General features: G+C 68.8%; 23 protein-coding genes and 1 riboswitch. Of the genes, 14 read left to right on the plus strand and 9 right to left on the minus strand.

Translation table 11 applies throughout. The features are described from left to right. Window positions 1–322 precede the first annotated feature (322 nt). Window positions 323–622, plus strand: coding sequence for a DUF1540 domain-containing protein (locus ACY466_RS15655; RefSeq protein WP_463246408.1), 300 nt, complete (start codon window positions 323–325; stop codon window positions 620–622). Window positions 623–625: 3 nt separating this feature from the next. Here ACY466_RS15655 and ACY466_RS15660 read toward each other — a convergent pair whose 3' ends face one another. Continuing rightward, window positions 626–2170, minus strand: coding sequence for a carboxylesterase/lipase family protein (locus ACY466_RS15660; RefSeq protein WP_463246410.1), 1545 nt, complete (start codon window positions 2168–2170; stop codon window positions 626–628). 48 nt (window positions 2171–2218) lie between these two features. After that, entirely contained in the window at window positions 2219–2626 is a 408-nt protein-coding gene (locus ACY466_RS15665; protein ID WP_463246412.1) for an SRPBCC family protein, read from the minus strand. A gap of 138 nt (window positions 2627–2764) precedes the next feature. On the opposite strand from ACY466_RS15665, the gene ACY466_RS15670 reads away from it, so the two are divergent. The 10 genes from ACY466_RS15670 (at window position 2765) to ACY466_RS15715 (ending at window position 12917) form a co-directional block, all read left to right on the plus strand. After that, the gene (locus ACY466_RS15670) at window positions 2765–4165 is read left to right on the plus strand and encodes a sugar porter family MFS transporter (RefSeq protein WP_463246413.1); all 1401 of its coding nucleotides are present in this window, start codon (window positions 2765–2767) and stop codon (window positions 4163–4165) included. A 70-nt stretch (window positions 4166–4235) separates the two neighbouring features. Beyond that, a riboswitch (TPP riboswitch) is annotated at window positions 4236–4335 on the plus strand. Further along, the gene (locus tag ACY466_RS15675) at window positions 4329–5042 is read left to right on the plus strand and encodes a TenA family protein (protein WP_463246415.1); all 714 of its coding nucleotides are present in this window, start codon (window positions 4329–4331) and stop codon (window positions 5040–5042) included. Its footprint overlaps the riboswitch before it by 7 nt. Further along, window positions 5039–6043, plus strand: coding sequence for an ABC transporter substrate-binding protein (locus ACY466_RS15680; protein WP_463246416.1), 1005 nt, complete (start codon window positions 5039–5041; stop codon window positions 6041–6043). The genes ACY466_RS15675 and ACY466_RS15680 overlap by 4 nt, the downstream gene beginning before the upstream one ends. A 2-nt stretch (window positions 6044–6045) precedes the next feature. After that, on the plus strand, window positions 6046–6819 hold the full coding sequence (locus ACY466_RS15685) for an ABC transporter permease (protein WP_463252325.1): 774 nt from the start codon (window positions 6046–6048) through the stop codon (window positions 6817–6819). Continuing rightward, window positions 6816–7538, plus strand: a complete 723-nt coding sequence (locus ACY466_RS15690) for an ABC transporter ATP-binding protein (protein WP_463246418.1) — start codon at window positions 6816–6818, stop codon at window positions 7536–7538. Before ACY466_RS15685 ends, ACY466_RS15690 begins: the two co-directional genes overlap by 4 nt. A gap of 23 nt (window positions 7539–7561) precedes the next feature. Further along, window positions 7562–7840 carry a GNAT family N-acetyltransferase gene (locus tag ACY466_RS15695; protein ID WP_463246419.1) on the plus strand — a complete coding sequence of 93 codons (279 nt, stop codon included), beginning with the start codon at window positions 7562–7564 and terminating at the stop codon, window positions 7838–7840. Window positions 7841–7881: 41 nt separating this feature from the next. Continuing rightward, window positions 7882–9252: a T3SS (YopN, CesT) and YbjN peptide-binding chaperone 1 gene (locus ACY466_RS15700; RefSeq protein WP_463246420.1), complete on the plus strand. Its 1371-nt coding sequence runs from the start codon at window positions 7882–7884 to the stop codon at window positions 9250–9252. 22 nt (window positions 9253–9274) lie between these two features. Next, entirely contained in the window at window positions 9275–10417 is a 1143-nt protein-coding gene (locus ACY466_RS15705; RefSeq protein WP_463246422.1) for an alkaline phosphatase family protein, read from the plus strand. An 83-nt stretch (window positions 10418–10500) separates the two neighbouring features. Further along, window positions 10501–11718: an LLM class flavin-dependent oxidoreductase gene (locus tag ACY466_RS15710; RefSeq protein ID WP_463246423.1), complete on the plus strand. Its 1218-nt coding sequence runs from the start codon at window positions 10501–10503 to the stop codon at window positions 11716–11718. Next, window positions 11715–12917, plus strand: coding sequence for an SfnB family sulfur acquisition oxidoreductase (locus ACY466_RS15715; RefSeq protein ID WP_463246425.1), 1203 nt, complete (start codon window positions 11715–11717; stop codon window positions 12915–12917). The genes ACY466_RS15710 and ACY466_RS15715 overlap by 4 nt, the downstream gene beginning before the upstream one ends. A gap of 39 nt (window positions 12918–12956) precedes the next feature. Here ACY466_RS15715 and ACY466_RS15720 read toward each other — a convergent pair whose 3' ends face one another. The 4 genes from ACY466_RS15720 to ACY466_RS15735 form a co-directional block, all read right to left on the minus strand. Next, the gene (locus tag ACY466_RS15720; protein ID WP_463246426.1) at window positions 12957–13655 is read right to left on the minus strand and encodes a YqjF family protein; all 699 of its coding nucleotides are present in this window, start codon (window positions 13653–13655) and stop codon (window positions 12957–12959) included. Window positions 13656–13701: 46 nt separating this feature from the next. After that, entirely contained in the window at window positions 13702–13836 is a 135-nt protein-coding gene (locus ACY466_RS15725; protein WP_463246427.1) for an MFS transporter small subunit, read from the minus strand. Beyond that, on the minus strand, window positions 13833–15188 hold the full coding sequence (locus tag ACY466_RS15730) for an OFA family MFS transporter (protein ID WP_463246429.1): 1356 nt from the start codon (window positions 15186–15188) through the stop codon (window positions 13833–13835). Before ACY466_RS15730 ends, ACY466_RS15725 begins: the two co-directional genes overlap by 4 nt. Window positions 15189–15255: 67 nt before the next feature. Then, window positions 15256–16341, minus strand: a complete 1086-nt coding sequence (locus ACY466_RS15735; protein WP_463246430.1) for a hypothetical protein — start codon at window positions 16339–16341, stop codon at window positions 15256–15258. 99 nt (window positions 16342–16440) lie between these two features. On the opposite strand from ACY466_RS15735, the gene malQ reads away from it, so the two are divergent. Then, a complete protein-coding gene (gene malQ / locus ACY466_RS15740; protein WP_463246431.1) occupies window positions 16441–18540 on the plus strand; it encodes a 4-alpha-glucanotransferase in 2100 nt (699 codons plus the stop codon). Between the two features lie 72 nt (window positions 18541–18612). Here malQ and ACY466_RS15745 read toward each other — a convergent pair whose 3' ends face one another. Further along, complete coding sequence (locus ACY466_RS15745) at window positions 18613–19803, minus strand: NAD(P)/FAD-dependent oxidoreductase (protein ID WP_463246433.1); 1191 nt, start codon at window positions 19801–19803, stop codon at window positions 18613–18615. Between the two features lie 221 nt (window positions 19804–20024). Between ACY466_RS15745 and ACY466_RS15750 the strand changes: the two genes are divergently transcribed. Continuing rightward, on the plus strand, window positions 20025–21032 hold the full coding sequence (locus ACY466_RS15750) for an ATP-binding cassette domain-containing protein (protein WP_463246434.1): 1008 nt from the start codon (window positions 20025–20027) through the stop codon (window positions 21030–21032). Next, window positions 21029–21832 carry an ABC transporter permease gene (locus tag ACY466_RS15755; RefSeq protein ID WP_463246436.1) on the plus strand — a complete coding sequence of 268 codons (804 nt, stop codon included), beginning with the start codon at window positions 21029–21031 and terminating at the stop codon, window positions 21830–21832. Before ACY466_RS15750 ends, ACY466_RS15755 begins: the two co-directional genes overlap by 4 nt. A gap of 13 nt (window positions 21833–21845) precedes the next feature. On the opposite strand, the gene ACY466_RS15760 is transcribed toward ACY466_RS15755, so the two are convergent. Next, the gene (locus tag ACY466_RS15760; protein ID WP_463246437.1) at window positions 21846–22724 is read right to left on the minus strand and encodes a hypothetical protein; all 879 of its coding nucleotides are present in this window, start codon (window positions 22722–22724) and stop codon (window positions 21846–21848) included. 56 nt (window positions 22725–22780) lie between these two features. After that, window positions 22781–24364, minus strand: coding sequence for a hypothetical protein (locus ACY466_RS15765; protein WP_463246439.1), 1584 nt, complete (start codon window positions 24362–24364; stop codon window positions 22781–22783). Window positions 24365–24508: the final 144 nt, after the last annotated feature.

Below are 24508 nucleotides of genomic sequence, written 5' to 3' on the forward strand. Positions count from 1 at the left end.
CCGCGCGATAACCCAGCGCTCCGCGGACCGTGCGGATGCCGGCAGTGGGGAATGCACCCCACCCCCGCGCACCCACCAGCGCTCTGCGCACCGTGCAGCGTGCGCGTCTCACTGCAGGGTGCGCGGCACCCCAGCCGCGCGATAACCCAGCACCCCCGCCCCACACCGCGGATCAATGGTTAGCCTCGCCTCAGAACCATTACGGCACAACGGTGTTCCCGAACTTCGACGCCGAATAGGTCAGCCTGACCTTGCTGTTGCGAAGCCATTTTTCGTATTACCGTCACGGGAGAAGCGACACCCGATTCCCCCTGGAGGACCCATGACCACCGTCGAAATGCCCCACGTCAGCGAGTGCACGGTCAGCAGCTGCTCCTACAACCACGACGGCTGCCACGCCTTCGCCATCAACGTCGGCGGAAGCAACGGCACCGCCGACTGCGGCACCTTCATCCCCCTCGACACCAAGGGCGGACTCGAGACGGTCACCACTCAGGTCGGCGCCTGCCAGCGCGTGGACTGCACGTTCAACGCGAACCTCGAGTGCAGCGCCGCGGCCGTGCGCATCGGCGCCGGCGAAGCGTCCGACACCGCGAACTGCCTCACCTACGAAAAGGCCTGACCGTCAACTGAATCCGAGGACTCGATCGCCCCACACCTCGCGGAGTTCGCGATCGGGATCCGCGATCAGCGCATCGTGGGTGTCGATGACGAGGGTCCTGCGACGTTCGTCGTACGGCGCCCAGTGCTTCGAGCCGTCCAGCGCAGCGGGTACTCCGTGCCACGCGAAGGCGACCCACCGTCTCTGTATCCGGCGCGAGACCTGCTGCGCTGCTTTGCGTCCGCCGAGCCAGAAGGTGGGGTCGCGGTCGAACGTGCCGAAGTTGCCGAACACGTACGGCAGTTCCGTCGCGTGGCCCGCTCCGATCCGAGCAGCACGCAGCACCGGGGTCGCGTGGTCGAACCGGTAGACGAAGGTGGGCGATCGCACGCAGTGCGCATCCGCGATCCACTGGCTCGGCATGCGGAAGCCCGCGTCGCGGGCCAACGCCAGTGCGCCGGTGCTCTTCGGCAGATCCGGGTAGGCCGACATGATCTCCGCGACACGATCCGGGGGTAGATCCGGATGGTCGACGGCGATGGCCTCGAACATCGCCGCGACGGTGTCCGACGTGACCGGCATGAGCGGTGACTTCATCAACCGGAACACCGACGCCTCGTCGTGATTGGACCCGATGATGAGCGGGATGTCGTGCGAATACCCCTTCTGGAACGCGGCCACCGGGTACCGCGGCACCACGTCCCCGTCGACCACGGGGGCGAAACCGAGTGTGCCGGGTACTTTTTCGGGAACCTCGTACACGAGCTTCTCGGCGGCGTCGACCAGCAGGTCGACGGGTAGTTCGCGGAGCCTGCCCACCTCGTCGGGTGAGACCCCCACCAATTCCAGGTAACGCGCGGAGACCTGCCGGGCTCGCTCCGGTCCGTAGACCGACGTGGCCGGCGCACTCTGCGCGATCGCCTTGTGGAACAACCCCTCGGCGAGAGGCGAGGTCATCAGCGTGGTCACCGACGCCCCGCCCGACGATTCCCCGAACAGCGTGACGTTGCCCGGATCACCGCCGAAATCGGCGATACAGTCCCGCACCCATTCGAGCGCGCAGATCTGATCGCGCAGACCGATGTTGGTCTCGAACACCTCGTCCTCGGTCCCGAACGACGAGAGATCGAGCCAGCCGAGGGCTCCGACGCGATAGTTGATCGTCACCACGACGACCTCGCCCAGCCGCGCCAGGTTCCGGCCGTCGTAGATGCGTTGAGCGGACGAGCCCAGGCAGTAGGCGCCGCCGTGGATCCACACCATCACCGGTCGCGGCGTGCCGTCGAGTTCGGGTCCCCAGATGTTCAGCGACAGGCAGTCCTCGTCGATGGGGATGCTGTCGTCCATCGGCACCGGACCGCCACGTCCCTGAGGCGCCATGGCACCGAATCGGTCGCCGTCACGCACGCCCTCCCACGGCGACGGCGGCCGCGGTGCTCGGAATCGGAGGTCGCCCACGGGCGCGGCGGCGAAGGGGATGCCCTTCCACCCGACGATGTCACCGTGCCGGGAACCACGCACTGCGCCGTCCCGCGTCGTCACGACCGGGGAGGTATCACTGCTCGACACGGTGTCCGACGTTACCCACGGGTAACCCGGGCCGCCACCTATGGCCGCTCAGGGCGCGGCGACGAGCCGGCCCAGCGCGAACAGCGCCACCGGTGAGTACGGAATCACGAACACCGCGAGACCCTCCACGGTCAGCCACGTGCGCGAGCCCGACCGGGCCGGTTCGACGCCGTGCTCGAGTGTCAGCCCCGCGCTGGGCGCACCGATCCACGCCCGCCACTTCCACACCTTGCCAGGCTCGTCGACCGCGAGAACCTCGAACGACACCCGGACACCGAGGGGCCCGTGGACCGTGCCGGTCGTGCCTGCCTCCAGACGATCGGTGGACGCGTCGACCCCCATGATCTGCGGAGCCCACACCGGCCACAGCGAGGTGTCCATGTACCGCTCCCAGGCCAGCTCGGCCGACGCGCGGCCCGTTCGCCGCAGTGTTGTTTGCATACGCAGCGGGTTCACCGAATCGACCCTGGACAAACCGGACTCCGACGATGGGAACCGTTTCGGCGACCACGTACCGAGCGTATGGTCCGACGAGATGTTCTGCTTCGCCGTCGACGCCGGGTCGGCGGCCTCTCGATACGTAGGCAGGGAACGATGACGACCCAAGCGTCGAATAATCACACGGCCAAGGCCATCGGCGTGACCGTCGCCGCCGCCGTCGGGGGCTTTCTCTTCGGTTTCGACAGCTCCGTCATCAACGGTGCCGTCGAAGCCATTCAGGGCGAATTCGCCCTCAGCGAGCTCCTCACCGGATTCGCGGTCGCGGTCGCGCTACTGGGATGCGCGGCGGGCGCCTGGTTCGCCGGTGGCCTCGCGGACCGGTGGGGTCGCAAGAAGGTCATGCTGCTCGGCTCGGCCCTATTCGTGATCTCGTCGATCGGATCCGGCTTCGCGTTCAGCGTCCCCGATCTGATGTTCTGGCGAGTTCTCGGCGGGCTCGGCATCGGTATCGCCTCGGTGATCGCCCCGGCCTACATCGCCGAGATCGCCCCCGCACGGATGCGCGGCAGCCTCGCGTCGCTGCAGCAGCTCGCAATCACCATCGGCATCTTCGCGGCCCTGCTGTCCAACGCGGTGCTCGCGAACACGGCGGGCGGCGCGGCCAATAAGTTCTGGTTCGGCATCGAGGCCTGGCGGTGGATGTTCCTCGTCGGCGTCATCCCCGCCCTGGTGTACGGCGTTCTGGCCCTGCTCATTCCGGAATCTCCCCGCTACCTGGTGGGCAAGCACCTCGACGAGGAGGCGGCCGAGGTACTGGCGAACATCACCGGTGAGAAGCACCCGGATCAGCGCATCCACGAGATCCGGCTGACGTTGCGGAAGGAGCAGAAGTCGTCCTTCGCGGACATCCGCGGACCACGCTTCGGACTCCAGCCCCTGGTGTGGGTCGGCATCATCATGGCCGTCCTGCAGCAGTTCGTCGGTATCAACGCGATCTTCTACTACTCGACGACGCTGTGGCAGTCGGTGGGATTCAGCGAGAGTCAGTCGTTCACGACGTCCGTGATCACCTCGATCATCAACGTGGGCATGACCTTCGTGGCCATTCTCTTCGTGGACCGGGTCGGCCGCCGGAACCTGCTCATGGCGGGATCCCTCGGCATGTTCGTGGGTCTGATCATGGCCGCGATCGCCTTCTCCCAGCAGATCGGCACCGGAGACGATGTGTCCCTTCCGGAGCCGTGGGGCGTCGTCGCCCTCATCGGCGCCAACCTCTTCGTGGTGTTCTTCGCGGCGACGTGGGGACCGATCATGTGGGTTCTGCTCGGCGAGATGTTCCCGAACCGAATGCGCGCGATGGCGCTGGGCATCGGCACCGCCGCGAACTGGATCGCCAATTTCACGATCTCGCTGCTGTTCCCGGCGATGACCGAGGCCATCGGCCTGTCCATCGTCTACGGCGGTTTCGCGTTCTTCGCCGTCGTGTCGTTCTTCTTCGTCAAGGCGAAGATTCCGGAGACCAAGGGCATGGAACTCGAGGACATGAAGTTCTGATCCGCTCCCGATTCACGCTCACCGGCCTCCCATCCGCACCGCGGACGGGAGGCCGGTGTTATGTTGAGCACGTTCTGACACGGGGTGCTTCGCCACGACGGCGAGGCTGAGATGACACCCGAGAACCTGATGCAGGTAATTCTGACGAAGGGATGTCACGGCCATGACGCCGTCTTCACCCGGGCACGCCGCTGCCCGTTTCTCCGATCGACTGTGGGAGAGCACCTCCGGGGTGCGCCGACAGATCGACGAACTCGAATTCCTCACCCGCCTGGGTGACGGCACCCTGCCCGTCCCGGTCTTCCGGACGTACATCGAGCAGGACGGTCTCTACCTCGAGGGCTACGCGAAGGCGCTCGCGCTCCTGGCCTCCAAGGCCACCGATCCCGACGCCGGAGCCTTCTGGGCGTCGTCGTCGGCGACGGCGATCACCGCCGAGAAAGAACTGCACGCAACACTTCTCGCCGATCCCGCCCTGGCCGTCGACGTCGACGGACCGATCGAGCACACCCCGGCCTGCCTGGGATACGTCTCGTACCTGACGGCGACGGCCGCCACCGACACCTACGCCGTCGGCGCCGCCGCGGCCCTGCCCTGCTTCTGGATCTACGCGGAAGTAGGCCGCACCCTGGCCGCGTCGGCGCGGGCCGTGCTGGACGCCGATCCGAATCACCCTTTCGCGCGGTGGGTCACCACGTACGACGCCGAGGAGTTCCAGGTCTCCGCGGCCCGCGCCCGCGAGTTGGTCGACGCCGCCGCCGACGCCGCTACCGAGGCCGAGCGCGCCCGCATGGCCACGGCCTTCGCGATCGCGATGCGCTACGAACTGCTGTTCTGGGACACCGCCCTGAACACCGCTCCCTGGCCCGCCTCGTGAGGCGGCTCGCCGGAATTGCCGCGGCTGCCGTCGTTCTCGCCGGCTCGTCGGCGGGATGCGCCACCGCGTCGTCCGACCCGGACACCATCCGTTTCGCCCTGGACTGGACCCCCAACACCAATCACACCGGGTTGTTCGTGGCGCAGCAGCAGGGGTTCTTCGACGACGCCGGGTTGAACGTCGAGGTCCTGCCGTACAACTCCGCGTCGCCGGACACGCTGATCGACTCCGGGAACGCGGAATTCGGGATCAGCTTCCAGAGTTCGTCGACCTTCGCCCGCGCGGCGGGCGCACAGATCACCTCCGTCATGGCCCCACTTCAACACTGGGCCACCGGGATCGGCGTGCGCGCGGACCGCGACGACATCGCGAGCCCGCGTGACCTCGACGGCACCACGTACGCCGGCTTCGGCGACGCCGGTGAGAACGTCACCCTGCAGGAGGTCATCCGGGCCGACGGCGGAACGGGCACGTTCGAGACCGTCGTCCTCGGAACGTCCGCCTACGAGGCCGTCTACTCGGGCACAGCCGATTTCACGGTGTCGTACTTCGCGTGGGAAGGGCTCGAGGCCGAGCGCCGCGGCACCCCGATGAAGTACTTCGACTACGTCGATCACGGCTTCCCCGACGCGTACGCCATCGTGGTCAACGGGAACGACGAGTGGATGGCGCAGAATCCGGGTCGGGCCCGAGATTTCGTGCAGGCCTTGCAACGTGGGTATCAGCTCGCGGCGGAGGACCCCGACGCCGCTGCGCAGGATCTGATCGACGCCAACCCCGGAACCTTCACCGACGAGGAGTTGGTGTTCGAGAGCCAGCGGATGCTCGCCGCGGACTACATGCTCGACGACGCTGGTCGCGTCGGAACACAGACACTGGAGAAGTGGACGGGGTACTCGAAGTTCCTCTACGACGCCGGGGTCCTGACCGGACCGGACGGAGCACCGCTCACCGACGAACCGGACTGGTCCACGTACTTCACCGACGACTACCTCGGGTGACCCTGCCGCGGATTCGGCACATTCTGCCCGCCGTCGTGCTGGTCGTCGTCGGCGTGGTGATCTGGCAGATCTACGTGCAGGTCAGTGGAATTCGACCGCAGATCCTGCCGTCGCCCATGCGGGTGCTCGAACAGGGGTACGCCAATCGTGAGGTGATCGCCGGCCACGCGGCGTCGACCCTGCAGGTGACGTTGCTGGGTTTCGCGCTGTCCCTGGCGGTGGCGTGGACCCTGGCGACGGCGGTGGACTTCTCGCCGTGGCTGCGTCGAGCGCTGGTTCCGCTGTTGGTGGTCTCGCAGACTCTGCCGATCATCGCGATCGCACCGCTGATGATCATCTGGTTCGGCTTCGGCGTCCTTCCCAAACTGCTGGTCGTCGCGCTGGTGACGTTCTTTCCGATGACGCTCGGTCTCATCGAGGGATTCGCCTCGGCCGACCGGCAGTCCGACGCGCTGCTGCGCAGCATGGGGGCGAATCGGCGTCAACAGTTCCGGTACGTTCGACTGCCGTCGGCGATGCCCCGCTTCTTCACCTCGCTGCGCATCGGCATCACCTACGCGGTGGTGGGTGCGGTGTTCTCCGAATACGTCGGAGCCAGTTCGGGTCTCGGGATCTACATGAGCCAGCAGAAGAACTCGTTCCGCACCGATCTGGTCCTCGCCGCCGTCCTCGTCACCGCACTGCTCAGCATCACCCTGTTCCTGCTCACCTACCTGGCCGAGCGGATCGTCGCGCCGTGGGCCCTGGTCGATTCCGGAGAGGGGCGGTCCCGATGACCGACGTCGTGCTGGACCTCCGATCGGTGGTCACGGCATTTCCCGGCACCCCGGTCCTGGGCGGAATCGACCTCACGGTTCGCCGCGGCGAATTCGTCTCCGTCATCGGGCCCAGCGGCTGCGGCAAGAGCACCCTGTTCGACATCGTCGCCGGCCTGCGCTCGCCCGACGCCGGCACCGTGACGGTCGAGGCGTCCGCGTACATGCCGCAGAAGGATCTGCTCTTCCCCTGGCGGACGGTGCTCGCGAACACCGCCCTCGGTCTCGAGGTCCAGGGCGTCCCGGCTGCTGCCGCCCGAGCGCAGGCGCAGGAGCTGTTCCCCGTGTTCGGTCTCGACGGATTCGAGAACGCGCGACCGTCGGCTCTGTCGGGTGGAATGCGGCAGCGAGCGGCGCTGCTGCGCACCGTCGTCCAGGGACGGGACGTGCTGCTGTTGGACGAGCCGTTCGGCGCGCTCGATTCCCTCACCCGCACGTCGATGCAGGACTGGCTGCAGTCCGTGTGGGAGAGGTATCGATGGACCGTCGTCATGATCACCCACGACATCCGCGAGGCCGTGCAGTTGTCGGATCGCGTCGTCGTCCTGTCACCGCGGCCCGCGACGGTGGTCGCCGACCTGACGATCGAACTGCCGCGTCCACGCGGCATCGACGCCGTGACGACGCCCGCGTTCGCCGCGTACGAGCGGGAACTGCTCGGCGCACTGCACCTGCGGTGATACGCCGCGGATAGAGTCGCGACATGGCAACCGAGCTGACCCACGACGAGACCGCGCACCGCTTCGAGCTCCGGATCGACGGTGAGCTCGCCGGGTACTCCGAATACCGCGAGAGGGACGGTGTCCGGGACTTCGACCACACCGTCACCCTCCCGGAGTTCCGCGGTCGCGGCGTCGCCGGCCAGGTGACCACGTTCGCACTCGACGACACCCGCGACGCGGGCGCCACGGTCGTCGCGTCGTGCTCCTACGTCGACCACTTCATCGCCACGCACGAGGCGTATCAGGACCTGCTGGCCTGACCGAACCGTTCGTGTCGGTGGTCGGGTCTAGCGTGCGAATCATGAACGACGTCGACGCTTTCGACCGCTCCGTGCAGCAGGCATGGACGCGCTTTCGCTCCGCTCTGGCGGACCACATCGACGAGATGCCCATCGGTGGGTCTCTCGTGCTGCACTGCCTGCCGTCGGCCGCCCACGCCGAGGTGCCCTGCGTCGAGCTGTACGCGTGGGACATCGACCTGGTTCGCTGCGAGGCGCTGACCGTCGAGTACCTGCCGGACGACTGCCCGTCGTACGCGCTGGGATCCGAGCACGTGGCGGTCTTCGACCGGTGGGCGTTCTCACCGCCCGTCGTCTCCGCGCACGATGCGGAGGCCGTCCCGTCCGACGTGCCCAGCAACTGGTTCCTCGATCGGCCGCGATCGCACGCCGATCAGTTGGCCGCGGCCGCGGTCGGGGTGCTGCGCGAGGTCTGGGACGTGCCGCACCCCGCGTTCGTCCGCCCCGAGTCACCGGAGCGCCTCGACGTCGCGGCGCTGGTGGAGCGGATCCACGAGCCGCCGCATGCGCCCGCCGACCCGTTCGTCGCCGTGCGCACCGGGGGCGGAGATCATCGCCGCGAGGTCGTGGAGAACACCCTGCATCGGCTGTTGGGGTTCGTCCCCGAGGCCGACGAGGACGGTGACTTCCCGTTTCGGCTGGGTCCGGCATTCCTCTACCTGTGCCCCACGTACGACGCACCGTTCGTACAGATCCTCGCGCCCATCGCCACCGGCGTGCGTGATCCGCAGCGGGCCGCCGTGGTCATCGCGGACGTCAACCGTCGCTGGCCGCACGTGAAGGTTCTGCTGGATCAGGATCGGGTGGTCGCCACGATCGACGTGCCGGTCGTTCCGTGCGTGCCGCAGCAGATCGTGGACATGCTGGCCCTGATGGAGCGTTTCGTCGGCGAGGCCGCGGAGAACCTGGTCGCGAAGCTCGGTGCCGTGCCGTATCTCGATCGGCTCGGCGAGCCGTCCGTGCCCTCGCCCGGGTCGACGCGGCTGCCGCCGCTGCTCTGTGCACTGGCCGAGGACGTCTGGGCGCGCGGAGCGGACATCGACGTCGAGGAGGTGCTGGGGCACTGCGGGCACGATCGGACGGTCCTTTCCTCGTTCCTGGAGGTCGCTCGCGACTGCGAGGCCGCGGCACTCGATCGCGCGCTGCCCGAGGACGATCCGCGGGCGGCGGCCGCAGCGGGCCTCGACGCACGGATCTGGCGAGTGACCGCGAATCTGCTCATCTCCGCGCACCGCCACCTCGTGGCTCGGAACGAGACCACCTCCCCGTCCGACGACGCCGGGTCCCGTGGCGCTCAGCTCGAACTCTTCGGGAGTCCGGACCCCCTGGGCACCCTCGACCTGTTCGGCTCCGAGGACACGCTGTTCGACTGACGGCACCGGATAGCCTTGAACGATGGTGGTCACTCCCCGATACGGCGACGGCAGTCTCGCCGATCTTCTCCCCTCCGCACTCGGCGCTCTCGGAGTTCCCGGCGAGACGGACACCGTCGGCCTCGGGCTCGACGGAATACGCCGACTGTGCGTGCTGGTGATCGACGGTCTGGGTGCCCGGCAACTCGCCGCACACCCGGCCGAGGCGCCCTTTCTCACCGAGGTCGCCGCCCGGACCTTCACCGCGACCTTCCCCTCCACCACCGCGACCTCGCTGGCGTCCCTGGGCACCGGAAGCCCACCGGGATCGCACGGCATCGTCGGATACCTCACGGCCGTACCGGGATTCGACCGGCCGATGAATCCCCTGCAGTGGCGGCTGCACGGCCAGGGCCCCAAAACGGACCTGTTGACCGCCCTGCCGCCCGAGACGTTCCAACCCCACCCGACGGTGTTCGAGCGCGCCGACGCCGCCGGCGTGACGGTCACCCGAGTGGCGCCGTCGTATCAGCGGGAGTCGGGTCTGACCCGAGCGGTGCTGCGGGGCGGGGACTTTCGATCCTGCGTCTCGGCGGGTGATCTCGCCGCCGAGACGCTCGATGCCCTCGGCCGAGGTGACCGTTCGCTCGTCTACTCGTACTATTCCGAACTCGACCTGACGGGCCACGTACGCGGACCCGATTCCGCCGCATGGCGATTCGAGCTCGCCCACGTGGACCGCATCGTGAGCGCCATCGCATCGGGCCTCCCGTCGGACGCGGCCCTGGTGGTCACCGCCGACCACGGCATGGTGCGCGTACTGGATCCCCTCGACGTCGACGCCGTGGCGCCCCTCGCCGACGGTGTCCGCATGATCGCCGGCGAACCGCGCGCTCGCCACGTGTTCGCCGAGTCCGGAGCGGCGGCCGACGTCCACGCCGCGTGGCAGGGCGAGCTGGGCGAGAGCTACCTCGTCGTCACCCGCGCCGACGCGATCGATCGCGGGTGGTTCGGACCCACCGTGCACCCCCGCGTCGAGCCGATGATCGGCGACGTCCTCGCGTTGGCCCTGGGCTCCGGTGCGCTGATTCGCCGCGGCGCCGAGCCGAACCAGTCGAAATTGCTCGGGCACCACGGCTCGCTGACCGAGGCGGAGATGTACGTGCCCCTCGCCGTCGTGCGCTGACGCGGACCGAGAACCGGGCCGGGTTTCGAATCACCGCGAGCACAACCGTTCCTCGGCGCGGGCGCGGCGCCTACGTTGGCCGAATGCCTGCCGACCCGCTGATCGAACGGTCCGACGCGACCACCCCCTCGCCGCTGACCCTGCACTGGTTTCTTCCGACGTACGGGGACAGCCGCTCCATCGTCGGCGGCGGTCACGGAACCCGCGTCGGCGCCGCGGGAGGCGACCGGCGAGCGAGCATCGGCTACCTGTCGTCGATCGGCCGGGCGGCCGAGGAATTCGGGTTCCGCGGCGCTCTGACGCCCGCCGGCGCCTGGTGCGAGGACGCGTGGCTGACGACGGCGATGCTGGCACGGGAAACCGAGAAGCTGGCGTTTCTCGTCGCCTTCCGACCGGGCCTGATCAGCCCGACGCTCGCCGCTCAGATGTCGGCCACGTTCAGCAACCACGCGCCCGGACGGCTGCTGCTCAACGTCGTCACCGGAGGTGAGGCGCACGAGCAGCGTCAGTACGGCGACCATCTGTCGAAGGACGAGCGCTACGCGCGCACCGACGAGTTCCTGACCGTCGTTCGTGGCCTGTGGCGCGGGGAATCGGTCACCCACCACGGCCCGCACATCCAGGTGGACGAGGCGTCGATCCCCTTCGTCCCCGAACCCACCCCGCCGCTGTACTTCGGCGGCTCCTCGGCCGCCGCCGGTCCGATCGCGGCCGAGCACTCCGACGTGTACTTGACCTGGGGAGAACCACTCGACGCGGTGGCCGCGAAAATTCGGTGGATCCGCGACCTCGCCGCAACCCGAGGTCGCACGGTACGTTTCGGCATCCGCCTTCACGTCCTGACCCGTGACACGTCGGACGAGGCGTGGCGGGCCGCGGGGGCACTCGTGGAAGCCCTCGGCGAAGACACCGTCGCCACCGCGCAGGCCAACCTCGCGTGCAGTGAATCCGTGGGCCAGCGGTCCATGCTCGCGTTGCACGAGGACGCACGGCGATCGGGCTCCTGGAAGGATCCGCGGGCACTCGAGATCGCGCCGAACCTGTGGGCCGGCGTCGGACTGGTGCGCGGCGGCGCCGGAACGGCACTCGTCGGAAGTCACACGGAGGTCGACGACCGAATCGCCGAGTACGCGGCGCTCGGTATCGACGAGTTCGTCCTCTCCGGCTACCCCCACCTCGAGGAGCTGTACTGGTTCGGCGAGGGAGTTCTTCCGCAGCTCCGGCGGCGGGGCCTGTTCGACGCGCCGAGCGATCTCCGCACGTCCGCGCACACCCCGTTCCTCCCGGCCGCGTCCCGATGACGGTGCCCGTCCTCACCGACGAGCAGGCCTGCCGCGTCGCCGAGACACTGGGCGAGAAGTTCGCCCCGACCGCGGACGAGCGGGACCGTGACCGACGGTTGCCGGCGGCCGAACTCGACGACCTGTCGGCGTCGGGCCTGCTGGGTATCACGGTTCCCGCTCGGTTCGGCGGATCACCGGTGCGCTCGCGTACGCTCGCCGCGGTCTTCGTGTCCCTGGCCCGCGGCGACGCCAGCCTCGCGCAGATTCCGCAGAGCCACATGACGTTTCTCGAGGCGCTGAGACTGCAGGGCACCGCCGATCAACAGCAGCGCTGGTTCCGTGCGGCCACGGCGGGCGAGAGGTTCGCCAACGCGCAGAGCGAGCGAGGCACGCCGTCGATCGCGATCGATCACACCACGTTGACCCCGCGTGCGGACGGATCGTTCGTCCTGACCGGTCGCAAGTTCTACTGCACGGGAGCGTTGTTCGCGCACTGGCTGGTGGTGCGTGCGGCCGTGGCCGACCACGCCTCCGCACCCGATGCTCCGCAGCACAAGGTCCTGGCGTACATCCGCGCCGACACCGCCGGCGTCGCGATCGAGGACGACTGGGACGGACTGGGTCAACGCACCACCGCCAGCGGCACGGTCACGCTGGACGAGGTGGTGGTGTCACCGGAGTCCGTGGTGCCGTACTCCCCCATCTTCGACGTCCCCACCACGTACGGTGCGAAGGCTCAATTGCTGCACGCGGCCATCGACGTCGGAATTGCGCGGGCCGCCCTGGATGCCGCACGCGACGTCGTGGTGTCCGCGCGGCCGGCCGTGGACGCCGGAGTCGACCGGGCCGACCGCGATCCACTGCTTCTGCAGCACGTCGGCGAGCTCGAGATCTCGGTGCGCGGCGCCGAGGCCCTGCTGCTGCGGGCCGGGGATCTCGTCGACCTGGCGGATGCGAATCCGACGGACGAGTCCACCGCGGAGGCGTCGGTGGGCACGGCCGCGGCGAAGGTCACGGCCGCGAGGGCGGCCGTGGACACGACGACCGCGGTGTTCGACGTGGGCGGAACGCGGAGTGCGACGGCATCTCTGCGGCTGGACCGACTGTGGCGCGACGCCCGCACCCATACCCTCCACGACCCCGCGCGGTGGAAGGTGCAGCACGTCGGTCGGTACGCGCTCATCGGTGAGCACCCACCGCGGCACGGCCTGTTGTGACCCGACCTTCCGGGCCAGAACCGCGGTGACCCGATTCGGTCAGTCGCGCCGCACGGGGATGGGTCGGCCGAACTGCGTGCGCACCCCGTCCGAGTAGAGAACGGACTCCGGCGGCCGATCCGCGACCGTCGGGAAGCCGGCCGCGGCCAGCAGTTCGTCGTCGCACCGCTCGAGCGTCGCGTCGACCAGGGGCCAGCGGCGGTGGACGTTCGGCGCGAAGATCGTCGGCAGCGGCCCCGGGAGGCCGGTGTGCATCCCCCACCGCGCCGTGAGGAACACCGCCAGCGGATCGTCGCTCATGTCGGTGGTGCCGCGCCGCACGGCGAACGCGGTCCGCGCCCCGCGGTGCGGGGGAGCTAACCGCCGGCTGAGGTATTCGATGCGTGAGCCGTCGTCCTCGATGCTCATGTCCGACCATCGGTAGTTCACGCCGGCCACGTTCGTCGCCAGCACCACGGCGAGACGGGCCGCATCGAGGGATCGGAAAACGACGCCGCGGCGCCCTTCGGAGTCGACGCTGTAGAGCCGCACATTGATTTCGGGGAAGGTGCCGAGTTTCGGCACCGGTCGCCCGTACCCCAAGCCGGCGCCGACCATCTCGAATCCGATCAGCCCGACCCAGGAGGAACCGTCGTACTCGTCCGGCCGACATCCCGACGGGAGGTACGGCGCGACGAGCGTGCTGTCGACCCGCCAGTGCAGGAAGACGAGTCGTTCCCAGTGTTGATCGAGGAGCACCGGCCGCGGCAGCCGAGGCGGCCGCGGCCAGAGTGACGGTCCTCGATCACACACCGAACAGGTTCCTGGCCCTCAGGATCAGTTCGTAGAGGCCCCAGGCGAACGGGACGGTGACCCACACCCACGCGCCGATCATGACGGGAAGGGTCGACGCCGCCGGGGTCTTCGTGTCGTCGCTCATGCGGGTGCTCCTTGCTTGTCGACCCCGGGTACGGGTTCGGACCATTTCGGGTCGACCGGCTTGATCAGTTCGTTGGCGATGAATCCGATCGACAGCAGCACGATCATGGTGATGAACGCGGGGATGTACCGGCTGGTGGTGCCGGGATCACCGAGGTCGGCGATGGCGTTGACGATCAGCGGTCCGAGGACACCGGCCACCGACCACGCGGTCAGCAGGCGACCGTGGATGGCGCCGACCTGGTAGGTGCCGAACAGGTCACGCAGGTACGCGGGTGCGGTGGCGAAGCCCGCGCCGTAGAACGACAGGATCACCAGGGCGCTGACCAGGAACAACACCTTGTTCGTGTTGGTGAACAGTGTGATGTACAGGTACAGCAGCGCGCCGACACCGAGGTAGATGCGGTAGATGTTCTTGCGCCCGATCACGTCCGACGCCGACGACCACACGAAGCGGCCGAGCATGTTGGTCAGCGAGAGGAACGCGACGAAGCCGGCGGCGGCCGCGGCCACCGATTCCGGCGCGGCGGGGTCGGGGAAGAAGTCCGTGTAGATGCCGGCGGCACGCTCGAGGATGCCGATTCCCGCCGTGACGTTGAAGCACAGGACGATCCAGAGCAACCAGAACTGCGGCGTCTTGATCGCGTTCGCCGCCGAGACCCGCTGCTTGTGCTGACCCTCGGGAGCGGGAGGAGGGTTCCACCCGGCCGGCTTCCAGTCCTCGGCCGGCACCCGGATGAGGATGACACCGAGCGCCATGAACACGGCGTAGCCGATGCCGAGGGTGAGGAAGGTGGCGGCGATGGACGAATTGGTCTGACCGCCGTAGGTGTTCAACAGCTGGGTGGTCAGCGGCGACGCGACGAGGGCGCCACCACCGAAGCCCATGATGGCGATACCCGTGGCCATTCCCGGACGGTCGGGGAACCATTTGATCAGCGTCGACACCGGTGAGATGTAGCCGATGCCCAGACCGATGCCGCCGACGAGGCCATAGCCGACGATCACCAACCAGAACTGCCCGATGCTCATGCCGAAGGCGGAGATCAGCAGGCCGGAACAGAAGAACATCAGGGAGACGGTCATCGCCCACCGCGGGCCGTGGACCTCGACCTTCGTTCCCAGAACCGCGGCCGAGAGACCGAGCATGACGATGGCGAGCTGGAACGGGAGTGCGGTGACCGTTCCGCTCAGACCCATCGCGCTCTCGGAGGAGATGGCTGCTTTGAACACACTCCACGCGTAGGCCTGGCCGATGGCGAGGTGAATGGCGAGTGCTGCAGGGGGGATGAGCCAACGGCTCCATCCGGGTGGCGCGACGATGCGCGCGCGTTCGAGTACAGCCGGTATCACGGGGATCCTTCCGAAAAGACGACGCCAGAACTGTGGTCTACCCCACGAGTCCGTGGGTCACACGTTGTCACAGCTGGTCGCGGGAGATCCGATCGGATACCGCATGCGTGGAGTCCGCGGAGATCTCACGATCGCCGGATCGGCCGAGAAGCTCACCGATACGCTCGTCGAGCCCGACCGAACGCTGGACGGCGTCGAGGCTGCGGTGTTCCACCTCGGCGACGGCGAGCTCGTCCACGATCCGCGACAGAGCCGCGACGCGGTCGATCACCTGGTCCCACACCGGGAAGAGATCACCGCGTCGGACCAGGATCTCGCGGCGGCCGGCGTCGTCCGCGGAGTCGCCCTGCACCGCGAGGGCCGCGGTGAGCTCGGCGTCTATCTGCGCGAGCGCGACCACGTCGACGGCGATGTGCAGCAGCTCGGTCCCCGGATCGAGCTGAGCGCGGGCGATGGCGAACAGTTCCGATTCCCACATGCGCGACGCGTGCATGCGGTCGTGATACATCCCGGCCAGGAACAGCACGGTGTCGTAGCGATCGGCGAACCGGTCCGCGTCCCGACCGGCGACGCTGCGAGCCATCTCCGCAGACCGCTCGTGCACCGATTCGAGCCGTTCGGCGACGATGGTGCCTGCGATCTCCCGGACGCGCCCGAGCGGTCCGGGGCCGACTCCGAGAGGAGTGGGGGTGGCGCACAGCGCGTCGAACAACGCCGTTCGCTGGTCGACATCGAGGTGAACGCCCTCGCGGCGCTCGCGGCGGATGGCGCGAACGCCGTGGGCGTAGTGGCCGGAGGACATGACGAACGTCGTGCGCTGTCCCCCCAGCCGACGGGCGAGCAGGGCGCGGCGCTGGGTCAGCGCGACTTTGGTGGGTCCGGTGCGTGCCTCGGCGATGCGGCCGTCGAGCCACCGCAGCTCCTCCGTCATCAGCCGCAACCGTCCGAAACCGCCGAGCGCCGGGAACTTCCGTCCGGCGCGCAGCCTGGCGAGCACGATCGTCCGGACCGATTCGTCGAGTCGCGCCGTGGCGATCAGCAGGGCGGCCCGATCGGACAGAGGGTCGTGTGTGGACTCGATGCGCGCCGACTCGGCGATGGTCCGGATCATGTCCGCCCGCCGCGCCCGCTCGTTCGTCGCGTCACCCGTCACGGTCTCCACTGTTCCAGATTTTCGTTTCCGTGCACCGGAACGGTGCCTGCGAGCGGCGCTACCGGGCGATCCGGACACCGCGGAGCCTACGATCAGGCGGTGAGAAACATCGAAGCACTGCGCCGACTCGCGGAACTCCACGGCGTCGCGACGTCGTACGAGGGCTGGGACAAGACCCGTCGTGACGTCGGTGAGGAGACGCTGGTCTCCGTGCTGGCGGCCCTCGACGTCGACGCGCGGACGGACGACGCCGTCGCGGCGGCGACCGACGCTCACGACGAGGCCCCGTGGCGACGGACGCTGCCGCCCGTGGTGGTGACCACGTCCGGAACCCGTCCGCAGATTCCCGTACACCTCCCCCACGGCCGATCCGTCACCGTGAGCGTCGATCTCGAGGACGGCGGACGTGTCGACGCCGAGCAACTCGACGTGTGGGTCGATCCCCGCAAGATCGACGGCGCGCTGCGCGGACGGGCGACCTTCACGGTGCCGTCCGACCTGCCGTTGGGGTGGCACACGCTCCGAGCCGAGGTCGACGGCGAATCGGGTGCCGCCTGCACCCTGGTCGTCACCCCGGCGAAGCTGTCCACCACGGAGGCGCTCACCGATCGGCAGCGCTGGGGAGTCCTCGCCCAGCTCTACTCGGTGCGTTCGCAGCGTTCCTGGGGCGTCGGCGATTTCGCCGATCTCGCGGACATGGCCACGATCTTCGGGTCCGAGCACGGCGCCGACTACGTGTTGGTGAATCCGCTGCACGCCGCCGCTCCCCGGCCGCCCATCGAGTCGTCGCCGTACCTGCCGACCACGCGGCGGTTCTTCAACCCGCTCTACATTCGCGTCGAGAACATCCGGGAGACGTCGATGCTCCCGCGCGAGAAGTACGCCCGGCTGCGGCAGACGGCGCGCCGGTTCTCCCGAGCGAACGACGCGACCCGAGACCTGTTTCGCAACAGGACCTTCAAGGCCAAACTGCGCTCGCTCGAAGCCGTCTTCGAGGTACCGCGGAGCGCGTCCAGACAGGCCGCGTTCGACACCTACCGCGCCGTCGAGGGGCCCGGACTGCGCGATTTCGCGACGTGGTGCGCCCTCACCGAGAAACTCGGACCGAACGACTCGCGGTGGGAGAGCAAGGCGAGCGGTCCCGACGCGCCCTGGGTGCTTCGCCAACAGGAACGATTGTCCCGACGCATCGAGTTCCACAGCTGGCTGCAGTGGATCTGCGACGAGCAGTTGTCGGAGGCCAGGGTGGCCGCCGAGCGCGCCGGTATGGACATCGGCGTCATGCACGACCTCGCGGTCGGAGTACAGCTCGCCGGCGCCGACGCCTGGGCGCTGGGTTCCGCGCTCGCCGACGGTGTCACCGTGGGGGCGCCCCCGGACGACTTCAATCAGCAAGGGCAGCAGTGGAATCAGCCGCCGTGGCATCCGGAGCGCCTGGCCGAGCTGGGCTACGGGCCGTATCGCGACATGCTGCGCACCGTGCTACGGCACGCGGGCGGCCTTCGCGTGGACCACATTCTGGGGCTGTTCCGACTCTGGTGGATTCCCACCGACGCGTCGTCGCCCGCCGAGGGCACCTATGTCACCTACGACCACGAGGCCCTCATCGGCATCCTGGCGCTCGAGGCCGAGCGGGCCGGATCCGTCGTCGTCGGTGAGGATCTCGGCGTCTTCGAACCCGTCGTCCAGGAGTACCTCGCCGAGCGCGGCATCCTCGGAACGTCGATTCTGTGGTTCGAACGCGACGAGGACGGTCCCATCGCCCCGGAGTCCTACCGCGAGTTGTGCCTGACGTCGGTGACGACACACGACCTGCCGCCGACGGCGGGGTACCTCGCCGGTGAGCACATCGACTTACGTTCTCGGCTCGGCCTTCTGGAACGCGACCTCGAGTCGGAGAAGGAGCAGGACCGACGCCAACGAGAGTCGGTGCTGGATCTGGCGCGCGAACGCGGCCTTCTCGGCGACGACGTGACCGACACCGAGGAAACCGTCACGGCGTTGTACCGGCTGATCCAGCGCAGCCCCTCGATGCTGCTCGGGGTCGCGCTGGTGGACATGGTCGGCGAGCATCGCATCCAGAACCAGCCGGGAACCGACGAGACGCAGTACGAGAACTGGCGTATCCCGTTGGCGGACGGCGACGGACGGGCCGTGCACGTCGACGATCTTCGTACGGCCCCGCGCCTGGTGGACTGACGCGCACCGCGGGCACGCCCTTCTCGGACGTGCCCGCGGTTCGGTCGGGTCGGATCGCTCCGCGCAGGGGAGTCAGATCGCTCCGCGCAGGGACTCCTCCGTGCGGGATTCGTTCGAGGCCAGCATCTCTCGTGCGGTGTCCAGACCCTCCCAGACGTTCCACATGAGCACACCGCGCAGCACCGAGTCGTCGTCGAGGTAGTAGACGACGCCTTCCTTCCGATCGCCGTCCTTCTTCCAGTCGGTGACCGTGGTCAGCGAGGCGTCCATGGTCCCCACCGCCTGGTAGCCGTCGTCGAAGACGTCGGAGTAGAAGTACGGCGTGTAGGTGTAGGGCTCGGTCGAACCGGCCATGATCTTGCCGACCGTCGTACCCATGGACGTCGCGTTGTCCACGTGCTCGATCCGACGCCGCCCCAGGATGGCGTCGGGGTAGCTCGCGACGTCGCCCGCCGCGTAGACGTGCGGGTCCTGCGTGCGCAGGAACTCGTCCACGACGATGCCGTTGTCGACGTCGAGTCCCGCACCGTCCGCGAGGTCGGTGTTCGGGGTGACCCCGAGGCCGAACACGACGGCGTCCGCGTCGACGGTCGAACCGTCGCTCAGGGTCAGCGACACCGAGTTGCCCTGCTGGGCAGCGGAGTCGACCTTGGTGCCCCGCTTCACGGTCACGCCGCGGTCGACGAACCCCTTGTCGAACGTCTGCGCGAGATCCGCCGGGAACATGTGGCCGCCCACGGTCTCGTCGCTGCTGACGAGGGTGACGGACACGCCGTTCTGGACGAGCGCCGCGGCGATCTCGGTCCCGATGTATCCGCCGCCGACGACGGCCACGTGCGTGCTCTCCGAGGCCAGCGCGCGCAGCCGCCGGTAGTCGGCGAACGTGCGGAAGTAGATGACGCGCTCGGACGGCGCCGCGTCGAGCGTCGTCGGTGACGCGCCGGTGGCGAGCAGCAGTTCACCGTAGGTGACGGTCTCGCCGTCGTCGGTGGTGACGGTCCTGGCGTCCCGATCGATCGCGGTGACCGTGGTTCCGGCCTTGACCGTGGCGCCCGTCTCGTCCGTTCCGAGCGGCACCTTGTCGGTGGTGAACTCGTCGTCCGTCCACAGCTTCTTGCTCAGTGCGGGTCGAGCGTAGGGCGGGTCGATGTCCGCTCCGAGGACGAGGATGCTCCCGTCCGAGTCCTGCTCCCGGATTCCGCGGGCCGCGCTGTCGGCGACCATTCCGCCTCCGACGATCACGTACTGGTAGTTCTGCGACATGGTGAACACTCCTTCGTCGAACGTGCGCGACCGGTTTCGGATCGCCGCACCGTTGTCGACCGAGTAGCCGAACCCGGTGCCTCGGAAACACCGGACCGCCGGTGCACGGAAAATTCGCTCGCGTGTCGACATCGTGTCGGTGCAGTGTGATCCGATGAGTTCGCGCGGCGAGCCGAGTCCACACCGGGGCAGGTCGCATTCTCGAGAAAGGGACGTCGCTCATGGGCAGTGTCGGTATCGGCGGTAAGGGCATCGCGATCACCGCGCGGGGTCTGACCAAGCACTACGGAGACGTGCACGCTCTCGACGGGCTCGATCTGGAGGTCACCGAGGGCACGGTCATGGCCCTGCTCGGACCCAACGGCGCCGGAAAGACCACCACCATCCGGGTTCTGACGACGCTGCTGAAGGCGGACAGCGGCACCGGCACCGTCGTGGGCCTCGACGTGATGAAGGACGGGGCGGAGCTGCGGTCGAAGATCGGGGTGTCGGGGCAGTACTCGGCGGTGGACGAGTACCTCACCGGCTTCGAGAACCTGGACATGGTGGGACGTCTGTACCACCTGGGCAAGAAGCGCAGCCGTGACCGCGCGCGCGAGCTGCTGGAACGCTTCGATCTCGTCGATGCGGCCGACCGACCCGTCAAGGGATACTCCGGCGGCATGCGTCGACGCCTCGATCTGGCCGGGGCCCTCGTGGCCGATCCCCCGGTGCTGTTCCTCGACGAGCCGACCACCGGCCTCGATCCCCGAGCCCGCATCGAGCTCTGGGCGGTCATCGAGGAGCTGGTGGCCGGCGGCACGACGCTGTTGCTGACCACCCAGTACCTGGAGGAGGCCGATCGGCTGGCGGACGAGATCGCCGTCATCGACCGCGGCCGGGTGATCGAGCGGGGTACGGCGGACGAGCTGAAGGCTCGCGTGGGCGGAACTCGGATCGAGCTCACCCTCGCCACGGACGAGGATCTGAAGACCACGGTGTCGGTCATGGAGCAACTCGCGCCCGGACAGGTGTCGTCGGACGCCGGCAACCGGGTGGTCACCGTCGGCGCCGAGGGCGGCACCGAGACCTTCGTCGACGCACTGGTCCTGCTCCGCAATCACGGGGTCACTCCGGGCGACGTGTCGCTCGGCAAGCCCAGCCTGGACGACGTGTTCCTCTCACTCACCGGTCACGGTTCGGATTCGTCCGACCCCGCCGCCACCGCTACGGGCAAGGAGTCCCGATGAGCTCGCTGACCATGGCCCTGACGGACGGGGCCACCATCGCGCGGCGCAACATGATCAAGATCAAGCGTGTCCCGGACCTGATCGTGTTCACGTTGCTCTCGCCGATCATGTTCGTGCTGGTGTTCGCCTACATCTTCGGCTCGGCCATCGAGATCCCCGGAATGTCCTACCGCGAGTATCTCGTGGCGGGCATCTTCGCTCAGACGGTCATCTTCGGGTCCACCTGGACCGGGCTCGGACTCGCCGAGGACATGCAGAAGGGCATCATCGACCGCTTCCGGTCGTTGCCGATGGCGCCGTCCGCGGTGCTCGTCGGCCGCACCAGCAGCGACATCTTCATCAACATCATCAGCCTGGTGGTGATGTCGGTGACCGGCCTGCTGGTGGGGTGGCGCATCCGCTCGTCGTTCTTCGACGCGCTCGTGGGGTTCCTGCTGTTGCTCCTGTTCGCCTATGCGCTGAGCTGGGTGATGGCGGTGATCGGACTGTGGATCCGGACGCCCGAGGTGTTCAACAACGCCACCTTCATCGTCATCTTCCCGCTGACGTTCATCGCGAACACCTTCGTCCAGTCCAGCGATCTGCCGGGCATCCTGCGACCGATGGCCGACTGGAACCCCGTCTCCGCGATCACCCAGGCCAGTCGCCAGCAGTTCGGCAACACCAATCCTGCGATTCCCACCCCGGATGCGTGGCCCATGCAGAATCCGGTGCTCGCGACCCTCGGATGGTCGGCGCTGATCCTGGCCGTGTTCGTTCCGCTCGCGATCAACCGCTACAAGAACGCGGTGAGCCGCTAGGAGTCGCGTCCGATCACTCCGGCGTCGGGTTGGTCCACCCCGGACCCGACGGCCCTGCTCCGTGCGGCCCCGAGTCGTCGGAGCGTGGGGTGTCCATCGGCGGTGCCGGGTTCGACATCGGTTCGTCGTCGGGCGGGGTCGGTGGGTCGACCGGTTCCGGATCGGGGTCGGGCCCGGTCGGCTGCGGTCCGCTCCCCCCACCCGAGTGCACCTGCGGTGTGGGCGGCAGCGGGGCCGGTCCCGGCGTCGGCGCAGGAACCGGGCGCTCGGGTTCGCGTTCACGTTCGCGGGGCGGCTCCACCGCGGCGGGCTCGGTCGGGGTCTCGACGGACTCGGCGATCGTCGGGGCTTCCGGCTCGCGAGGAGGCACGGTGGCGTCGGTCGGCGCGGTCGGCGTGACGACGTCGGGGTCGACGGGCGGCGGCGGCGGGGGCGCAGCCGGGGCGGTCGGCGCCGGTGCGGGCGGCGCGCCGACCACCGGATTCACCGGCGGCGTGATCCCCGGGATCTCGAACGGGAGCGGCGGCAGCACGATCGTCGGCAACGTCCAGCCCGGCGCCGGTGCGACACCGCCGTTCGCGGCGGCCTGTTCTCGGCTTTCCGCACGCCGTTCGGCGGCCTCGGCTCGACGCGCTTCCTCCTCCGCGGCTTCCTCCGCCGCTTCCGCCTCGATCGCCGCGGCGGCCTTCTCTTCGGCCTTGCGGTCGGCATCGCTGAGTTCGGCGACCCGCTTCTTCTCCGCGCGCTTCTCCGCCTCGGTGATGGGTCCGTTGACCGGTGCGGCGCCGGCGTCGGGTGCGCACACCACCGCCGCTCCCGTCACGGCACCGAACGCGATGGCGGCGGACATCAGGGCGGGCCGCCAGGAGCGAGCACCGGGAAACGCGGTCATGGGCACAGCCTTTCGAGGTCCGTGGCACTGGCGGTCAGGTCGCGGCGTACCGGCCTTCAGGGTGCGGGGCACTGTGTCTCGCAATCGATCTTGTTCACGATGCGCATCCCGTCCGGGGTCTCGCGCATCGTGAACTGTTGGTGGTAGCGATGATCCGATCCATCTGCGGTGGTGAGGGTCAGCACGGCGTCGAACACCGTGGGGTCGCCGGTGTCGGTCACCGAGATGCGATGGCGGATGCGGGGATCGACGGCGTCGATGACGCGCTGCAGGTCCGCGATCCGAGCGGCGGACTCGGGTTCCGGGACGGCGGGAAGCTCCCACAGTCCGGCCGCACCCACGGCGTCGCGATCGCGATAGTAGAAGTCGTCGTAGGCCGCGATCACGTCCGGCGCACTCGGTGAGCTGTCGACGACGGCCTCGTCGCGCGCGACGGAGACCGGCTGAGTTCCGGCGGTGACCGCGACGCGGTCGGCGGCGACGGGCTGCCCGATCACCACGGCCGCCCCCATCGCGGCGACGACCAGGAGGACGCCTGCCGCGGCCGAGCGCGGACCCATTCGGCGACGCCTCCTCCGTTCGGTCGATCCACTGCCGACGTGGGCGCGGAGCGTCGCCGTGGTCACCTCGAACGTCGGATCCGGACGCGGGTCCAGCAGTGACGGGTCCGACGGCGGAACCGCCGCGGAGCCGAGGAGATCCGATCCACCACCGGAGCGGACCGTCGGGGACTCGGGCCGAGGACGAGTGCGCGCGATGACCGCGGAAGCATGCAGCCACGCCCGGTCGGTGTCCGATCGCTCGGATCCGCCGCGGCCGGAACCGATCCTCGGCGGCCGGGCGTACGGAACGTCGAGAACGGTACGAACGCCGAGCTCTCCCAGCCGGCGCCGCATCTCGATCGTGTCCGACCTCGGGTTCGCGCCACCGATCGTGCAGTTGACCACCACGACGCGATCGACCACCTCACCGAGGCCGGCGCTACGGAGATCGTCGATCGTGGCGGCGAGATCCGCCATCGATTCCTCGCGGTGCGGTACGGGGATCACGACGACCGTCGACCGGCTCAGCGACCACAGCCACTGCGGGTCGCCGCGACGGGCGTGGAGCATCACGATCTGGCGATGGTGGGTCAGGACGGAGAGAACGGCCTCGGCGTCCCGCGTCCGGAACGACGGGTCGGCGGGCAACGTCTCGACGCCGCGCGCGGTGCGTTCGAGGTAGGCCGAGAGGGTAGGGGGCGCGAGCTCGAGGTCCGCGGCGAGCAGTCGGTCCGCGTCCGCCGCGAGACGGCCGGCGTGCGGACCCGCACCGACTGTCGTTCCCCCGGCGAGATCCCAGACGACGACGTCGCGGCGCCGGTCGCCGATCGCCTCCGCCACGGCGGTGATCGCGTCGGAACTCCATCCCGACGGCGCGGGCACGACGTCCGCGACCACGATGCAGTGGCGCAGCGGCAGGGCTCCGGAGAGCAAGGTCGCAGCATTGCGACTGCGCCGTTCGCCCCGACCGGGAGGAACGATCCCGACGGGACCGAGGACGGTATTGAGGAGCCCGCGGCCACCTTCCCGCGCGGGACCGGCCGCGAGAGAACGCGCCGTCTGCGCGCGCCGAACGTCGCGATCGGTGAACACCGCCATCACCGGAACCCGGTTCCGTTCCGCATCGGGCGAGATTCCGGGCACGGGACACGACACGCGTACGCCAACATTCCCCGCCCCCCGTTTTCGGTCCCCTTTCGGGCCCCCCGACCTTTCCCGCGTGCAATATAACGCACACCTCTG

This window comes from Rhodococcus sp. K11/5, from assembly GCF_055193735.1.